This is a genomic window from Flavobacterium adiutor (assembly GCF_048282555.1).
In the GTDB taxonomy this organism is placed as follows: domain Bacteria; phylum Bacteroidota; class Bacteroidia; order Flavobacteriales; family Flavobacteriaceae; genus Flavobacterium.
Genome location: NZ_CP182487.1, coordinates 4,820,227 through 4,837,885, shown reverse-complemented (window position 1 = coordinate 4,837,885; position 17,659 = coordinate 4,820,227). Strand labels below are relative to the sequence as shown.

Here is a 17,659-nt window from a genome sequence, read left to right as displayed (position 1 = left end):
AATATAATAAATATAAAGATGATTGGACACTGGAAGGGTTATTATAAGTTTGATAATGAAAGAACTCAAAAGGCTATAGGTTTCGAAAAAACAAATTTCACAATAGAAATTGATGCTTTCAATGGAGTAGATTTTCAGGGAAAAGTACAGGATGACGTTTCGACCGGTGGAATGGCAGAAATAGGTAATGTTGTTGGGAAAGTTTTCAAAAATAAGATTCATTTTAAAAAACGGATGCCAAAACGTGATCTGATCTATGAAAATGGCGACAGGAAGACGCTGGATGAAAAACATCCAACGCTTTATTGTGAAGGAATATTGTCGAATGACAAAACAGAAATAAGTGGAAAATGGTTTTTTAAAAGAAAAATTATTTTTTTGTATGGTATCTTTCCGATAGTTTTTCGTCCGGGAAAAGGAACATGGAGTATGAAGTTGTAATGAATTTTGTTTTTTCTATTTACGATATTAATTCTTCAAAGGATGTTTTAAAAACCAAAACCTCTAATCCAGCCCCGATAGAAATGATATCCTTTTGTGGCGGGGTTCGCCACAAAAGATAAAATGGATAGCGGGACTAAAGGTGTTTTGAAAACCAAATTTTTGCTGCCTGAAAATAATTAAATGTCTAATCCTGCAATATTGCTTTGGCTTTGGGTAAAAGGCGTTCAACAAATAAAGAATAGGCTAATTCTGAAGGATGCAGCCCATCTGAAGCGACCAGATTTGGATTGCTTAGGCCTTGTCTGGTAATATCAGTAATGTTTATAAAAATTATTGCATTTGTTTGGCAGTAATTCTCTGCAAAGGTGTTGTACTGATTGATTTCTGTTGAGATTTTTGCTTTTTGGCTATCGCTCAAATTTTTCGCATACGGAGTGTAAGCATAGTCGGGAATCGAAACTACCATTACGTTTTTTTTGTCGCCTTTTGCCAGTGAAATGGCTTTGGTTACCAACTCCGGAAATTCTTTTTCATAAACAGAAAAATCTTTGCTTTGATATTGGTTATTTACTCCAATTAATAATGTCACCAAATCATAATTGGATTCGGGTTTTTGCTGGATTATGGCTGAGATTAAATGGGTTGTTGTCCATCCGGTTGTGGCAATAACTTGTAGCGAAAAGTTGGTTTCTGTATAAAATGCTTTTAATTTCGTTTTGAGCTGTTCCGGAAATCGGCAGGTTTCGCAGACGCTTTGTCCAATGGTGTAACTATCGCCTAGCGCTAAATAATGTATTGATTTAGAAATGGGACCGTTTGGAATATCCGGATTAGGGACTGTTGTTGGCGGTGCAACAGGTTCTGGAATAACAGCCGTTTCTGAAGGATTTTCTTCAGTGCTGCAACTCAAAAGAAATATAGAAACTAAAACAATAACTATTTGTTTGAACTGTGGTTTCATAATTTGAATAAATTAGATTTGGCATCATTTCGAAACAAATAGTTACGTTAAAAAAGGAATTATGGTTTTATACCATTTCAGTTTTCATCGAAATTTCTTCTTCGATGGCGTTCCAGAGTCCGATTCTTTTTTCCAGGGCAAGAATAGAAATTTCTTCAACTTCTTTCCATTTTTGGGCATCCTCTCCACATAAATCTGTAATCATTTGCATGGCCATTGGTCCGTGTTCATCTGCATCGAGTTCGATGTGTCTTTCGAAATAATACAATAGTTTGCTTAAATCAGTATCCGGAAGGTTTTTTTGAAAGTTTTTCAGGATTTCGGTAAACATTCCCGGAATCAGATCTTCTCTTCCAAAAGTAAAAGCAGCAGCGATTTCATGTGGTTTTCCCTGTTCAATCACTCTAAACGTAAAATCTAAAAATGATTTAACATCCGGATGTAAAGAACTTTGCTTGATAGCCACAAAAATATTATGAAGCGAATTTACTTCGGATAAAAATTTATTGATTGCTGTTGTGTCGGCACCACATGCTTCCATAGCTTCAAAGTACATTTCATAATGACTTTGTCTTCTTCCGTCAATAGTGAGGTCAGTTTCTTCAGCAAGAACAATTTCGTTAATTAGATATCGGGTTTCAGGGTTTTTTGTTGGAAACCAAGGTGTAGTTGTACAGGTAAGTTTAGACTGTAAAGCCTTCAATAATGACATAAAATCCCAGACCGCAAAGACATGACTTTCCAAAAAATGATGCAAGTCATCAATGCTTTGAATTTTATTGTACAATGAATGCTGTAAAAGCATTTCCTTTTGAGGATTGATACTATTGTTGATGGTTTCAATATTCATATGTGGTGGTATTTTTGGTAAATATAAAAAAGCTTCCCGATTAGAAGAAGCTTTTCCTATTGATTTTCAATATATTTTAATAGAGTGTTATTATTTGAATGCTGAAATTCCGGTTACATCCATTCCGGTAATCAGTAAATGAATGTCGTGTGTGCCTTCGTATGTAATGACGCTTTCGAGATTCATCATGTGACGCATAATCGAATATTCACCTGTAATTCCCATTCCGCCCAGCATTTGTCTGGCCTCACGTGCAATGTTAATGGCCATATCGACATTGTTTCGCTTTGCCATTGAGATCTGGGCTGTTGTTGCTTTTCCTTCGTTTCTTAAAACACCTAATCTCCAGGTTAATAATTGTGCTTTTGTAATTTCAGTAATCATTTCGGCCAGTTTTTTCTGTTGTAATTGAGTACCTCCAATCGGTTTTCCAAACTGGATTCTTTCTTTTGCATAACGCAAAGCGGTGTCATAGCAGTCCATTGCTGCTCCTATTGCTCCCCAGGCAATTCCATATCGTGCAGAATCTAAACAGCCAAGCGGTGCACCTAATCCGGATTTATTTGGCAACAGATTTTCTTTAGGAACTTTCACGTTGTCAAAAATTAACTCACCTGTAGATGATGCGCGAAGCGACCATTTGTTATGGGTTTCTGGAGTTGAAAACCCTTCCATGCCACGTTCTACAATTAATCCGTGAATTCTTCCTTCTTCATTTTTCGCCCAAACGACAGCAATATCTGCAAATGGAGCATTTGAAATCCACATTTTGGCACCATTTAGAAGATAATGATCGCCCATGTCCTTAAAATTGGTAATCATGCTTCCGGGATCAGAGCCGTGGTCAGGTTCGGTTAAACCAAAACATCCCATAAGTTCTCCCGTTGCCAGTTTTGGCAAATATTTCAGGCGTTGTTCTTCGTTTCCGTATTTCCAGATAGGATACATAACTAAAGAAGACTGCACAGATGAGGTAGATCGTACGCCGGAATCACCTCGCTCAATTTCCTGCATAATTAAACCGTATGAAATTTGGTCCAGACCAGCACCACCATATTCAACAGGAATATAGGGACCAAAGCCGCCAATTTCTCCAAGACCCTTTATGATTTGTTTAGGGAACTCGGCTTTTTGGGCATATTCTTCGATGATAGGAGAAACTTCACGCTTTACCCATGCACGTGCAGACTCGCGAACCAATTTGTGTTCGTCTGTTAATAAATCATCAAGGTTGTAATAATCGGGTGCTTGAAATAAATCGGGTCTCATGGTACGATAGTTTTATTACTACAAATCTACATAAAGAAATATAACAAAACTAATAGTTATTGTTGTAAAAATAAATCCTTAACTTATTTTAACTGTTTAAAAAGCTAGGAATAGATTTTTAATAGCATTTGGATGACCTAAAGATAAAAATCAGGATTACATTTTAAGGTAAAAATCTTTTGTCAATTTAATATAATCCTCGGTATATACATGTCTATCAACTTCGATAATTAATTCATCGATTTCGGTTTCTTGATTTTCGTTACGGCTAAAAGCCAATAAACTGCGTTTGATTTCTGAAGTTGGATTTCCTTTTACACGGGTAATTTTAGTTGGGTATAATTCGGCTTCTTTGGCTAACCCTATAAATTTTTCTTCTTCTTTAAATGGGAGAATCACAGCAAATATTCCGTTTTCTGAAAGTAAAAGGTCGGCTGCTTCAACCAATTCTTCAAATGGCATTGCATCCTGAAAACGGGCTAAATCGCGTTGTTCGTTTTCGGTTTTATAATCTTCAGAGTAAAATGGAGGATTTGAAATAATCAAATCGTATTCATCTTCCGGTTCTTCAATAAATTCATCCAATCCGGCATGAAAGCAAAAAAGCCTATCTCCCCATGGTGAGTTTTCAAAATTTTCTACAGCTTGCTCATAGGCATCCTCATCAATTTCAAGTGCATCAATTTGTTGGGCATTAGTTCGCTGTGCGAGCATCAAAGCAATAATTCCGGTTCCGGCACCAATATCTAAAACACTAAACGGATTATGATGAATAGGAGTCCAGGCACCCAGTAAAACACCATCTGTTCCTACTTTCATAGCGGTTTTGTCTTGCTGAACAGAGAATTGTTTGAATGAAAACATAAAGATTAAATTCCAATTTTTTAAAATTCCAATTTCCAATCCTGAAAAGGAAAATTCTAAAAATGAAATTCCAAATTCTAATTGTAAAAGGATTAAAATTATATAGTTTTGAGTTGCAAAAGTATGATTAAAATATCAATTAACGACTTAGTTGTTTTTGTGATTATGGCTGATAGAATTTTCTTAATTCTTTTACTTCGAATAGTAAGGAATATGATAATATATTCTTTGATCCGAATTTAATTCATGTAATAGTCGTAACCAGAGTTTAGATTCTTTAGCTTATTTTCGGGCGATTTTCAATCTGAAAATTAAATCTTTATCTCCTAATTTTTCATTTGCCTCAATGTGATTTGCTCCAATAGAACCAGAAGACCTCACTAATTGTTTTTCGTCTTCAATATTTGATATAGTTTTTGATAAAGTTCTAATATATTCGACATTCTTTTGCAAACAAGAAAGTCCTTTCTTCCAAATCATAAGGTTTATTCAGTATCAAAATTCCAATTATTTAATTTCTTTAGAAAGTAAATATAGGGCAAAACATAAAAAAATAAGTTTTTTCTCCCATTTTTTTAAGTTGCAAATATTTTTACAATTTAAAATATTAGAATTTCTATCTTAAGATTGGAAATTGGAATTTAAAAAATTTGGAATTTAATTTTAAAGGTACATCTCTACCAATCCTTCAGGAAGGTTCATGATCACTTTTTTGTTTTCGCGATCAATTTTTACAAGAAAATGATCGATCATTGGAATTAAGATTTCTACTTCACCATTTAAAACTTCGAAAAGAGGTTGTGCAGAAGAATCATTAATAGAAGTTATTTTTCCGAAAACACCTAAACGCTGGTCTTCTATTTCAAAACCAATAACTTCGTGGAAGTAAAACTTGTTGCCTGAAAGTTTTGGCAGCATAGTTAAAGGAAGATAGATCGCATTTCCAACTAAGGCATCTGCATCTTCTTCGGTATTTACATCTTCAAAACGAACTCTTAGAAAATCGTTTTTGTGTAAAGAGCTTGTTTCAATAAAAAAAGGAACCAGATGTTTGTTGTGTTCAACAAACACTGATTCCAGATTTTCGTATAACTCAGGTTCGTCTGTGTCCAGATAGATCAGAACTTCACCTTTGAAACTAAATTTTTTAGCGATTTTACCTAAATAAAAACAATCTTCTTTACGCATTATCGCTACCTAAAAATTATGCTTCAGTTGTTTCGTTATTCTCTTCAGTAGCCGGAGCTTCTTCAGTTGCAGCTTCAACTTCAGCAACTTCTTCAGCAGACTCAGCAACTTGTGCAGCCTCAGCTTCAGCTTGTGCAGCAGCAGCATCAGCAACACGTTTAGCATTTACTGCCTGCTCAGCTTTTAAAGCTTTAGCTTTAACATCAGCTTTAGCTTTAGATAAACCTTCTTTTTTAGCGTCAACTTTTCCAGCTTTTGCTTCTAACCAAGCAGTTAATTTAGCATCTGCCTGCTCTTGAGTTAAAGCACCTTTACGAACTCCTCCATCAAGGTGGTGTTTCAATAAAGCACCTTTGTAAGAAAGGATAGCTCTTGCAGTATCCGTTGGCTGTGCACCATTGTGTAACCATTTAACTGCGCTGTCAAGGTTTAACTCAACAGTTGCCGGGTTTGTGTTTGGATTGTAAGTACCAATTTTCTCTAAGTATTTACCATCTCTTTTTGAGCGTGCATCTGCAGCTACAACCCAGTAAAAAGGTTTTCCTTTTTTACCGTGTCTTTGTAATCTAATTTTTACTGACATAATCTTATTGATTAAATTGTGAGGTACTCGACCTCTGTTAATTAAGGGCGCAAAGATATAATTTTTTTCTGAATTGTATGTCCAAAAATGCATTAAATATAAATGCAATAAAATTCATCCGTTTTTTGTTTTTTTTTTAAATTTTTGGTTTTAAAATCAAAATAAAAACATAAATAAACTAATCTGTAGTAGATTACAGAAAAATAAAGCTACATTTGTGACATTATTATAAATAAGTATATATGAACATTTTTGTGGGAAGCCTTCCATTCAGTATTGAGGAAGCAGATTTAAGAGAGTCTTTCGAGGCTTACGGAACAGTAGATTCAGTTAAAATCATTACTGATAAATTTACCGGAAGAAGCAAAGGATTTGGTTTTGTTGAAATGCCAAATGATGCGGAAGCTCAAAAAGCAATTGATGAATTGAACGGAGCTGTCGTTTCAGGTCGTACAATTGTGGTTAATAAATCTGAACCAAAACCTGAAGGTGAAAGAAGAAGCTTCAATAACAGCCGTGGGGGTGATTCTCGCGGAGGTTACGGAAACAACCGTGGCGGAAACGACCGTGGTGGAAACAGAGGAGGATATTAATATTTTTTTCTAAATATATAAAAGGGATAAACGAAAGTTTATCCCTTTTTTTATTTCAGGTTCCAAGTTTCAGGTTTTTCTAACTTGAAACTTGAAACTTGAAACAAATAAAACTTGAAACAAAATTATATATTCGCGGCTAACCAGTCACCAACTTCTTTAGTACCGTATGCTTTTCCTCCATCCGCAAGATCTTCAGTAACTACTCCAGCTTCTAAAGCTTTGTTTACAGCATCTCTCATTGCTTTTCCTTCTTCCATTAATCCGAAGTTTTCGAACATCATAGCAGCAGATAAAACAGTAGCCATTGGATTTGCAATATTTAATCCTGTAGCTTGTGGGTAAGAACCGTGAATAGGCTCAAACAAAGATACTTCAGCTCCCATAGAGGCAGAAGGCATTAATCCCATTGAACCAGAAATTACAGATGCTTCATCTGTTAAGATGTCTCCAAATAAGTTCTCTGTAATCAATACATCGTAAGAGTTTGGCCATTGAACCAAACGCATGGCAACTGCATCAACAAATTCATAACTTACTTCCACTTCTGGATAATCTTTTTCCATAGCCTGAACTGTTTCTCTCCATAAACGTGACGTTTCCAAAACGTTTGCTTTGTCCACACAACATAATTTTTTAGAACGGGTCATGGCTAATTCGAAACCTTTTTTGGCTAAACGCTGTACTTCTTCTCTTGTGTAAACACAGTTGTCAAAGGCGGTATCTCCGTTATCTTTTCTTCCTTTTTCACCAAAGTAAATACCTCCGGTTAATTCTCTTAAGAAAACCAAATCAGTTCCTTCAATTCTTTCTCTTTTCAATGGAGATTTGTCTAATAATGAAGGGAATGTAAAAGTTGGTCTTACGTTTGCGAACAAGCCTAATGCTTTACGCATTTTTAACAAACCTTGTTCCGGACGTACTGGAGCAGAAGGATCGTTATCATATTTAGGATGGCCAATTGCTCCAAAAAGAACAGCATCAGCATTTTTACAAATTTCGTGTGTAGCATCCGGATAAGGCTCTCCTACTGCATCAATCGCAGCAGCACCTGTTAAAGCTGGTTTCCAGGTGATTTCATGTCCAAATTTTTTTGCAACTGCATCTGATACTTTTACTGCCTGATCAATTACTTCTGGTCCGATTCCGTCTCCGGCTAAAAGGGCTATGTTAAATTTCATTTTATTGATATTATGGGTTTATTTACTATTTGATTATTATTTAAATTTTACTGAGTAATCACATTCAGCATTTTTTGAGTGGCAATAATGGCTGCAACGGTCTGATCCGAATCTAATCCGCGGGTTTTGAATTCCTTCCCGTTGTTTACCCAGGTGATAATGGTTTCGCATAAAGCGTCAGAACTACTTCCGGGTGGGATTCGAACTGCATAGTCAATCAATTTCGGAAGTGTTAGTTTTTTGCTTTTGTAAATTTTGGTTAGCGCATTCATAAAAGCATCAAACTGACCGTCTCCCTGCGCATTTTCTTCTATAATTTCATCTCCAAATTTTAAGCACAAAGTTGTTGAAGGTCGCATTCCTTTCGAGTGAACTAAAATATAAGATTCAATTTTAATTTTTTCCTCATATGTATGGCTGTCCAGAACATCTGAAATAATATATGGCAAATCTTCCTTAGTTACGGTTTCTTTTTTGTCGCCTAATTCTATAATTCTCTGGGTCACCAGTTTTAAATCTTCATTGTTTAATTTCAAACCTAATTCCTGAAGATTCTTTTCGATATTAGCTTTGCCTGAAGTTTTTCCTAAAGCATACTTTCTTTTTCTTCCAAAGCGCTCCGGAAGTAAGTCGTTAAAGTATAGATTATTTTTGTTGTCACCATCTGCATGGATTCCGGCAGTTTGTGTAAAAACATTGTCACCAACAATTGGTTTGTTGGCCGGGATTCTGTATCCTGTAAAAGTTTCAACCAGTTTGCTTACAGAATATAAAGACGTTTCTTTAATATTGATTTTTACTTCCGGGAGATAATCATTGATTACGGCAACAGTGCTTTCAAGTGGTGCATTTCCGGCACGTTCACCCATTCCGTTTACGGTTACGTGAAGTCCGTTAATACCGGCTTTTATAGCCTCCATTACATTGGCAACACTTAAATCGTAATCGTTATGTGCATGAAAATCAAAATGAATCTGTGGGTATTTTGCTTTTATTTTCGAAATAAATTCAAATGTTAAAGATGGAATTAATACTCCTAAAGTATCCGGTAGCAATACTCTTTTAATGGGCTGGGTCGCTAAGAAATCTAAGAATTGAAAAACATATTCAGGAGAATTTCGCATTCCGTTGCTCCAGTCTTCGAGATATACATTGGTTTCAATATTATTTTCTTTTGCTAAAGCAATAATTTGGGAGATTTCAGAAAAATGCTGTTCAGGCGTTTTTTTTAATTGATGCGTTAAATGATTCATTGAACCTTTGGTCAGTAAATTCTGTACTTTTGCACCCGCATTTTTCATCCAGTCAATTGAAACACCGCCATCAACAAATGTCAGGACTTCAATTCTGTCAATATATCCTTTTTCTTCAGCCCATGAAGTAATGCCTTTTACGGCCTGAAATTCACCTTCGCTCACACGCGCTGAGGCAATTTCGATTCTGTCAATATTTAATTCCTCCAACAACAATTGTGCAATGGTTAGTTTTTCTGCAGCAGAAAAAGATACTCCTGAGGTTTGTTCACCGTCACGGAGCGTTGTATCCATTATTTCAATTTTTCTTTTTTCCATTAAATATGAGATGACTTTTTTATGATTTGATAGTTATCGAATCGATTTTGAAAATTGTAAAAAGCAGTTACGAAGTCCAACTTTAGGGTTGCAACTTGCGTAACTGCCTTTGAGTTGGTTGTGTTTAGTAAGGAAGCTTGTCAGCAAAAGCCTTAATTTCTTCCTTTATATTTTGTAAATAATCAATATCGTCAAAACCATTCATCAGATTATTTTTTTTGTAACCGTTGATATCGAATGATTCCTGCTCCCCAGTTGACAATAAAGTAATAGTCTGAGCCGGAAGATTGATTTCTAATTCTGCTTTTGGATCAGCTTCGATAGCTTTGAAAATGTTTTCCAAAAATTCAGGACTGATTTGTACTGGTAAAACACCAATATTTAAACAGTTTCCTTTGAAGATGTCAGCAAAGAAACTAGAAACAACAGCGCGGAATCCGTAATCGTAAACTGCCCATGCAGCATGCTCTCTAGAAGATCCAGAACCGAAGTTTTTTCCTCCTACAAGGATTTTTCCACTGTAAGTTGGATTGTTTAAAACGAAATCTGCTTTTGGAGTATCGCCTCCATTGTATCTCCAGTCTCTGAAAAGGTTGTCTCCAAAACCTTCACGTTTTGTAGCTTTCAGGAAACGAGCCGGGATGATTTGATCTGTATCAACGTTTTCAATTGGCAGTGGCACTGCACTGCTGCTAAGTATAGTAAATTTATCGTATGCCATTTTGATTTTTGATTTTTGATTAACGATTTCTGATTTTAGATTTGTTGTTGTATCTTAAAATTATAATCGTTAATGTTTTTTTGTAAAATGTAAATTGAAATTTTAGAAGATTTTTTAATGAAGTTTATCGAAATCTGAAATGCTTCGCCAGTTCGCTTTCGCTCGGGTCAAAAATCGTTAATCTTCATTCTTAAATCTTTAAAAAAGCTCTCTCGGATCTGTTAGTTTTCCTGTAACAGCAGCGGCAGCAGCCATAATTGGACTTGCTAAAAGCGTTCTGGAACCAGGACCCTGACGACCTTCAAAGTTTCTGTTTGAAGTACTTACTGCATATTTTCCAGCAGGAACTTTATCGTCGTTCATTGCTAAACAGGCAGAACACCCAGGCTGACGTAATACGAAACCAGCTTCTGTCAAAATATCTAAAATTCCTTCTTCTTTAATCTGCGCTTCCACAACGTGAGAACCTGGAACTAACCAAGCTGTAACATTATCTGCTTTTTTTCTTCCTTTTACAATTTCAGCGAAAGCTCTAAAATCTTCAATACGTCCGTTAGTACAGCTTCCTAAGAAAACGTAATCGATTTGTTTACCTATCATTACATCATCTTCGTTGAAGCCCATGTAAGCTAAAGATTTTTTGTACGTTTCCTCACCGCCTTCGACTTCTTTAGCGTTCGGAATATGTTTTGTAATACCAATTCCCATTCCAGGGTTAGTACCGTAAGTAATCATTGGTTCGATATCTTCCGCTTTAATGTTTAATTCAGCATCAAAAACAGCATCAGCATCGGTTTTAAGTGTTTTCCAGTATTCAACAGCTTTAGTCCAGGCTTCTCCTTTTGGAGCGTAAAGTCTTCCTTCTAAGAAATCGAAAGTAGTCTGGTCAGGAGCAATCATTCCTCCGCGTGCACCCATTTCGATACTTAAGTTGCAAACTGTCATACGGCCTTCCATAGTCATGTTTTCAAAAACATCACCAGCGTATTCAACGAAGTAACCAGTTCCTCCTGAAGTAGTTAACTGCGCAATAATATAAAGCGCCACGTCTTTTGGTCCAACTCCTTTACTAAGTTGTCCGTTTACGTTAATACGCATTTTCTTTGGTTTAGGCTGCATAATACACTGAGTAGAAAGCACCATTTCAACCTCAGATGTTCCGATACCAAAAGCGATAGCTCCAAAAGCACCATGAGTAGATGTATGTGAATCCCCGCATACAATAGTAGCACCTGGCAAAGTAATTCCGTTTTCAGGTCCCACTACGTGTACGATTCCATTTTTTTGGTGACCTAATCCCCAGTGTGAAATGCCGTATTCGTTTGCATTGTCTTCAAGTGCTTTTAGCTGGTTTGCAGAAAGCGGATCCTGAACTGGTAAATGTTGGTTTATGGTTGGTGTGTTGTGGTCAGCAGTAGCAAAAGTACGTTCTGGGTATAAAACGTTAACGCCTCTTGATTTTAATCCTAAAAAAGCAACAGGACTCGTAACTTCATGGATAAAATGACGGTCAATAAAAAACACATCCGGTCCATCTTCAATTTTACGCACAACGTGTGAATCCCATACTTTGTCAAATAATGTCTTACTCATTTTTTATTTTTTTTAATTGTAATTGATATAATCACAGCATTCCTGTTCATATAATAGCAAAACAAAAGTAAAAAAAGATACAAAGTCGTCAATTTCAATATTTCATTATATACGATACCCAAAAAGAATTCTGCTTATAACTAAAAAAGATTTTTTTATTTTTAGTTTGAGTATCTCCTTGTTATTACCACTTTTATTTTCTTTTTTAGAGGCTATTATTTTTATATGTGTTTGTTTTTATAATTTGCAAATTTATTACTATTGTGTTGTAAAAAAAGCAGTTTATGTTTAAAAAATTTAACAATTAGAGTAAAAATAGTAATAATTAATAAAATTTTGTTTTTGATTTTGACTTGTTCAAAAGTGATTATTTTTCAATTCTAAGCAGAATAGATTCCTTAAAAGGTGTTTTTATTTGTCATAAATATTACGAAGTTCAAAGAATGTTTTTTTGCATTTTTTGGAATATTACATTTTCATTAACTTAAAAGACATCTCATATTTAATTGCATATTCGATTTTTATTCAAGATAGTTTTTTGTTAAGTTGCTGTCAATTTAAATCGATTTTCATGGATGAAAAATCAATAATTCTTTATCCATGAAAAATTTGAACGAATAATTTCTTCCTTTTTAGAACTAATAAAGTCAAGATAGGCAAGTGCGATCGGAGAAGATTTTTTGGATGAAAGCGATATTAAATTCCATGTTGTAACAATAGGAAGCCCTTTAACATTTATGATTTTTAGGTCATTGTTTTTTAATTCGTTTTTTATGCCAATCAAAGGCATGATTGAACATCCCAGTCCAGATATTACGGCCTGTTTTACTGCTTCGTTAGAGGTAAGTTCTATTTTTTTCTGCACAGAAAATTTATTAGCGGTAATAAAATTTTCCATAGCATTTCGAGTAGCAGAACCTTGTTCCCGGTAAATTATTGGGGTGTTTTCGAATAAGCTTTTTTGGTCATTGTTTTTTATTTTTAACTCACTACTTCCAACAAAGTACAGGCTATTTTGCATTAATTCTACTTTTGTGATTTTTAATTTTTTTGGCAGAACCGAAACTAGTGCAAAATCTACTTCGTTTAACTCTAAACTTTTTAGCACTCCTGATTTGTTTGTTACATCAATGATAAGTTCTACTCCGGGGTTTTGTTTTATAAATTCTGATAAAAAATAAGGCATTACATATTTGCCGGTAGAAACAATAGATATTTTTAGTCTCCCTGAAAGCTGCCCCTGATAGTTTAAGGTTTTATAGTTTATAGCGTTTGCTTCATTTAATATTCTTTCTGCAGCCTGTGCAATTTCTTTTCCAAATTCTGTGATATATAATTTTCTGCCTACGACTTCTGTGAGAGGAATAGGAAACTGATCTTGTAAGTTTTTTAGTTGTATCGATACAGCCGGTTGAGTAAGATGCAACTCTTCGGAAGCCTTTGTGATACTTTGAGTTTGTGAAATTTTTAAGAATATCTGAAGTTGATGTAAAGTATAATTCATAAATTTTATTTATGTATTTCATTACAAATATAAATAAAAATTTATGAATATAATAAATAACCTTTGCAGCAAATAATAAGTTTAATTATAAAAAGGCTATTTATGGAAACAAATGGATTTATTAAAAATGACAAAATCACTCAGGAAATTCAATTAGTAAAAGGAGAATTTACTCCTTCGGAAGCTTTGGTTGTTTTAATGTCTTTGATAGATGAAAAAATAAATTTTCATCATAAACAAAGATTTCAAAATTGGGAGCAAAATCATAAAAATGATTCAGGAGAGCTAGAAGTCCGGGTTAAGGAACTCGAAAATCAAAAGCAAATAGCCAAAGCATTTATAACTGATGCAGGTTACCTGAATAAAAACATAGTTATAAATGGGGTTCTTGAAATTGCTGTAGTATAAAAATTGTATAAAAAATAAAAAAATGAGAATAATAAATCAGTCAGCTCAAGTGCTTAACAAGGCGATAAATTATTTGTTGTGGGGAATGTTTTTTGGGGGTTTGGCTTATTTAGTATGTTATTACCCAAATATTTCTGAATGGAACTATAGAAATATTTTAAGAGTCAATGGCTTTACCCTGCTTATCTGGACGGTAGTGCTTTTTTTTAGCGCCCTTATCAGCAGTTATGCTAAAAAATACCTAAGAGGATTTAAGTATCACACAAAATTTTCTTTACTTTCTTTAGGATTTACGGGTTCTATTGTAGTTTTTGTAATGGCAAACCACGCAGTGCTTTTTGTACTGATGTGGTGTTTAATGGGGTGGGGCATGTCTCAATTGATAGGTATCGATTCCCGATGGGCTGAAGCACGGGCAGCTTCAAAATTTGCATTAGGATATTTTACAACAGGAAGTTTTTTTTTATGCATAGGGGTGTTCTTACTAGCTTTTCAAACAGGTGATTTTACGTTAAGCGGTATGTTGTCAAAATTGGATAATTTACCACCATATATCACTTTACTAACAGGCTTGTGTATCATTAGTGCTGCAATTATTCAGTCAGCAATATATCCTTTTCATCGTTGGCTTCTTTCAGCCATGACTGCACCTACACCAGCATCGGCTTTAATGCATGCGGGATTTGTTAATGGTTCCGGAATTTTATTAACGATATTTTCAACGGTTTTATTAGCATCAAATACACTGATTGTTTTATTTATTATTGGAGGGCTAACTGCTATTATTGCGCAGTTTACAAAACTTCTCCAGGTAAATGTGAAGCAAAAATTAGCCTGTTCTACAATTGCCCAAATGGGCTTTATGATTATGCAGTGTGGTTTGGGTTTTTTTAATGCGGCTGTTGTTCATTTAATTCTTCACGGATTTTACAAAGCATATCTGTTTTTGTCAGCAGGTGAAGAGATTGGAAATTCTAAATCGCAAAGAACAATACATATTAAAATCAAACCTTTTCAGGCTGTAATTGTCCTTGTATTTGGTGTTCTGGGAGCTTTTATGTTTGCTTACTTAACCGGAAAGGGGTTCGGATTGAATAGCGGTATCTTTTTAACGCTTATCGTCGCAATAACAGTGGGGCAGGCCACCTATAACATTGTTAAAGAGAAAAGTTTGAGTAGTAGTCAAAAAGCATTTTTACCCCCTGTTTTGTTTGTTTTTGGCATACTGTCCTATACACTGGTTTATAATATTGTTACAACATTGATGGAAGGCATGCCTCTGATCGAGGTTTCATTGCCTCTATCTTGGGTCGAAGTGCTGTTTGGGATGGTGTTTTTAACAGGCTTTTTTATAATGAAATTAGGGGTGTATCGAAAATATCCAGCCTTGTATGTAAAATTGTTGAACATTTCTCAACCTTACAAAAAAACGGTTTTAATGTATAAATCTAAATCACTGTAATGAATTCAATTATTCAAAAAAGCATAGCAGAAGCAGCAAAAACGATAGGGAAAACTTGGCCTTTGTATTCGTTTGTAACTTCAAACCCATTAGTGGGTTATGAACAACTTCATTTTCAGGAGGCGGTTAAAAAGGCTGGTCAATTATTTAATGCGAAAGTTTATCCGGAGGCAGCCGTATTTAGGCAAGCACTGGAAAGAGGTGAAATTAACAAAAAAATGCTTTGTGATCTTCTAAAGGAAAATGAATTTTTAGCATCTCCTGAGGAATATTTGAAGCAAATGGAATTTACTAAAACAGTAGCAGAGATCAATAACAACCATGATTTAGATCGCATTATGGCAAAGTGGCTCTCCTTTTTTATGGATGAGGGCTTGGCAGAATGGGAGATGCCTAATAAAACAGAAGGATTTTACAAAGCATGGCGCAAATTAGCAATATACGATACAGATATTCCTAAAATAACGATTACAGCAATACCTGAAACAAGTCTTGAAGTGCTGGTAAAGGTTTTAAATGACTATACGGAGGCAGAATTTCAGGAAATATGCGTTTATCATTTGGCGGCATTGCCTGGTTGGACTGGTTATATAAATTACAGAAGTTCATCTAACTCTTTATGGGAGGAGGTTTTTCCGATCAACTTGCAAGACTATTTAGGGGTTCGACTTTGGCTGGCACAAAAGATAAAAGTGGCTATTAAACCTGAAAAGATAGACTCCTCGGAGTCCTACTATATCCAAAAACTGCAGTATATTTGGTTAAAAGCATGGGAGAAAAGTTGGCAAAGTGAACTTGAAAAACAACTGAAAATTCAGAATATAAACAAATCACGAACATCAGATAAAAATCAAATTCCTGATGCACAAATGGTTTTCTGTATTGATACAAGGTCAGAGTTAATACGCAGGAATATTGAAAACAAGGGGAATTATGAGACATACGGCTATGCAGGTTTTTTTGGTATCGCAATGGATTATGAAAATCTAAATGATGGGATAACCCGTAAATCATGTCCTCCTATTTTAAATTCGGCTTATCATGTTTCTGAGTCCGAAAAACCAGATAAAATAGCAGAACTAAAGACATATCAGCAAAAAAATGATGTCGCAAATTTTGCAGAATATTTTCTAAAAAGAATGAAAAATATGCTTCCGTCTGCCTTTGGGTATGTTGAGGGATCTGGTTTTATTTATGGAATATCCCTGATAATGAGAACCTTGTTCCCTGAATATTTTTATCGATTAAAAAAGAGCCAGACAGCACATCATGAAGCCATTTACGAACCTCATATTACAAAAATATGCAGTCATGAAAATGCAGCATCAACTATTTCTTTGCAAGAGAAAGCCGCTGTTGTAAAATCCGCTTTTGATTTATTGGGTTTACAGGAGTTTGCACCGATTATTGTTTTTGTTGGGCACGGAAGTCACTCTGCAAACAATGCTTTTGGTTCGAGTTTAGATTGCGGTGCTTGTGCGGCTAGCCCTGGCAGACATAATGCAAGAATGCTGGCTAAAATCGCAAATTTACCAGAAGTGCAGCAATTTTTGAAAGACAATCACAGTATCGAAATTCCGGCAACGACCATTTTTATCGGGGCAGAACACAACACCACTACAGATGAAATTGTATTGTTTGACTCCGAAGTTTCAAGTTTGCAACAAAAAGCAGTACAACAGTTAAAAATAAGTCTGGCCAAAGCACAGCAAACTGCTACTCAGGAACGATTAGGGGTGGTAGCGAATAGTGTTGCCCTCGCACAGAAAAAAGCGAGTGATTGGGGTGAAACAAGACCAGAATGGGGCTTGGCAAAAAATGCTGGTTTTATTGTAGGTCCACGAGATTTAACTAAAAATAATAATTTAGGCGGAAGATGTTTTCTTCATTCTTATAATTGGGAGACAGATTCCTCTGGGAAAGCCCTCGAAGCTATCATGCAAGGGCCGATGGTGGTTACACAATGGATCAATAATCACTACTATTTTTCTACTGTTGATAACGCTGTTTTTGGTGGAGGATCAAAAATAACTCATAATATTACAGGGAAATTTGGTGTCGTACAAGGCAATGGAGGTGATGTAAAAATCGGGCTTCCGTTGCAGTCTGTAATGGAATCTGACGATGAAATGTATCACCAGCCTTTACGATTGTCGGTTATCATTCAAGCGCCGCCAGCGAGGGTAAACGATATTCTTTCCAGAAATGAACACCTTAAAAACTTGTTAGATAATGAATGGATTTATCTCATGGTTATGGATCCTTTAAATAAAAATAAAATACATCATTATCAAAAAGAATCAAATTGGATTTGTGCTGAAAAAAACAGAACCAAAAAGATAAATAAGAAACCAATTATTGCTTAGATCTTAAATTGTTGTAAAAAAAGCTGCTTCATAACCTTGAAGCAGTTTTTTTTGATCTATTGGAAATATGTGTTAATCCTATTCAATGTGTGGCTTTGTTT

The 17,659-nt window shown here is 35.1% G+C and carries 17 protein-coding genes; 5 read left to right on the top strand and 12 right to left on the bottom strand.

Features of this window, described 5'->3' with window-relative positions; genetic code table 11:
• Positions 1–18: 18 nt before the first annotated feature.
• On the top strand, positions 19–441 hold the full coding sequence (locus ACNC7R_RS20485; RefSeq protein WP_417942868.1) for a hypothetical protein: 423 nt from the start codon (positions 19–21) through the stop codon (positions 439–441).
• 187 nt (positions 442–628) lie between these two features.
• On the opposite strand, the gene ACNC7R_RS20480 is transcribed toward ACNC7R_RS20485, so the two are convergent.
• The 7 genes from ACNC7R_RS20480 to ACNC7R_RS20450 form a co-directional block, all read right to left on the bottom strand.
• A complete protein-coding gene (locus ACNC7R_RS20480; RefSeq protein WP_417942867.1) occupies positions 629–1,405 on the bottom strand; it encodes an SGNH/GDSL hydrolase family protein in 777 nt (258 codons plus the stop codon).
• Positions 1,406–1,472: 67 nt separating this feature from the next.
• Positions 1,473–2,255, bottom strand: a complete 783-nt coding sequence (locus tag ACNC7R_RS20475) for a DUF3050 domain-containing protein (RefSeq protein WP_417942866.1) — start codon at positions 2,253–2,255, stop codon at positions 1,473–1,475.
• Positions 2,256–2,345: 90 nt separating this feature from the next.
• The gene (locus tag ACNC7R_RS20470) at positions 2,346–3,524 is read right to left on the bottom strand and encodes an acyl-CoA dehydrogenase family protein (protein WP_417942865.1); all 1,179 of its coding nucleotides are present in this window, start codon (positions 3,522–3,524) and stop codon (positions 2,346–2,348) included.
• A gap of 156 nt (positions 3,525–3,680) precedes the next feature.
• Positions 3,681–4,388: a tRNA1(Val) (adenine(37)-N6)-methyltransferase gene (locus ACNC7R_RS20465; protein ID WP_417942864.1), complete on the bottom strand. Its 708-nt coding sequence runs from the start codon at positions 4,386–4,388 to the stop codon at positions 3,681–3,683.
• 282 nt (positions 4,389–4,670) lie between these two features.
• Complete coding sequence (locus tag ACNC7R_RS20460; RefSeq protein ID WP_417942863.1) at positions 4,671–4,868, bottom strand: four helix bundle protein; 198 nt, start codon at positions 4,866–4,868, stop codon at positions 4,671–4,673.
• A gap of 183 nt (positions 4,869–5,051) precedes the next feature.
• A complete protein-coding gene (rimM, locus tag ACNC7R_RS20455; protein ID WP_417942862.1) occupies positions 5,052–5,576 on the bottom strand; it encodes a ribosome maturation factor RimM in 525 nt (174 codons plus the stop codon).
• Between the two features lie 16 nt (positions 5,577–5,592).
• Positions 5,593–6,159: a 30S ribosomal protein S16 gene (locus ACNC7R_RS20450; protein WP_417942861.1), complete on the bottom strand. Its 567-nt coding sequence runs from the start codon at positions 6,157–6,159 to the stop codon at positions 5,593–5,595.
• A gap of 242 nt (positions 6,160–6,401) precedes the next feature.
• Between ACNC7R_RS20450 and ACNC7R_RS20445 the strand changes: the two genes are divergently transcribed.
• Positions 6,402–6,752: an RNA recognition motif domain-containing protein gene (locus tag ACNC7R_RS20445; RefSeq protein WP_417942860.1), complete on the top strand. Its 351-nt coding sequence runs from the start codon at positions 6,402–6,404 to the stop codon at positions 6,750–6,752.
• Positions 6,753–6,877: 125 nt separating this feature from the next.
• On the opposite strand, the gene leuB is transcribed toward ACNC7R_RS20445, so the two are convergent.
• The 5 genes from leuB to ACNC7R_RS20420 all read right to left on the bottom strand — a co-directional run bounded on the left by leuB (position 6,878) and on the right by ACNC7R_RS20420 (position 13,322).
• Positions 6,878–7,933: a 3-isopropylmalate dehydrogenase gene (gene leuB / locus ACNC7R_RS20440; RefSeq protein WP_417942859.1), complete on the bottom strand. Its 1,056-nt coding sequence runs from the start codon at positions 7,931–7,933 to the stop codon at positions 6,878–6,880.
• A gap of 47 nt (positions 7,934–7,980) precedes the next feature.
• On the bottom strand, positions 7,981–9,504 hold the full coding sequence (locus ACNC7R_RS20435; protein WP_417942858.1) for an alpha-isopropylmalate synthase regulatory domain-containing protein: 1,524 nt from the start codon (positions 9,502–9,504) through the stop codon (positions 7,981–7,983).
• Between the two features lie 124 nt (positions 9,505–9,628).
• Positions 9,629–10,225, bottom strand: coding sequence for a 3-isopropylmalate dehydratase small subunit (leuD, locus tag ACNC7R_RS20430; protein WP_417942857.1), 597 nt, complete (start codon positions 10,223–10,225; stop codon positions 9,629–9,631).
• A gap of 198 nt (positions 10,226–10,423) precedes the next feature.
• A complete protein-coding gene (gene leuC / locus ACNC7R_RS20425; protein WP_111376050.1) occupies positions 10,424–11,818 on the bottom strand; it encodes a 3-isopropylmalate dehydratase large subunit in 1,395 nt (464 codons plus the stop codon).
• A gap of 583 nt (positions 11,819–12,401) precedes the next feature.
• The gene (locus ACNC7R_RS20420; protein WP_417942856.1) at positions 12,402–13,322 is read right to left on the bottom strand and encodes a LysR family transcriptional regulator; all 921 of its coding nucleotides are present in this window, start codon (positions 13,320–13,322) and stop codon (positions 12,402–12,404) included.
• 102 nt (positions 13,323–13,424) lie between these two features.
• On the opposite strand from ACNC7R_RS20420, the gene ACNC7R_RS20415 reads away from it, so the two are divergent.
• From ACNC7R_RS20415 to ACNC7R_RS20405, 3 genes are read left to right on the top strand one after another with little or no spacing between them, the layout of a single operon-like run.
• Positions 13,425–13,730: a hypothetical protein gene (locus ACNC7R_RS20415; RefSeq protein WP_417942855.1), complete on the top strand. Its 306-nt coding sequence runs from the start codon at positions 13,425–13,427 to the stop codon at positions 13,728–13,730.
• A gap of 22 nt (positions 13,731–13,752) precedes the next feature.
• Entirely contained in the window at positions 13,753–15,192 is a 1,440-nt protein-coding gene (locus tag ACNC7R_RS20410; protein ID WP_417942854.1) for a proton-conducting transporter membrane subunit, read from the top strand.
• Entirely contained in the window at positions 15,192–17,558 is a 2,367-nt protein-coding gene (locus tag ACNC7R_RS20405; protein ID WP_417942853.1) for a DUF2309 domain-containing protein, read from the top strand. Before ACNC7R_RS20410 ends, ACNC7R_RS20405 begins: the two co-directional genes overlap by 1 nt.
• Positions 17,559–17,659 lie beyond the last annotated feature (101 nt).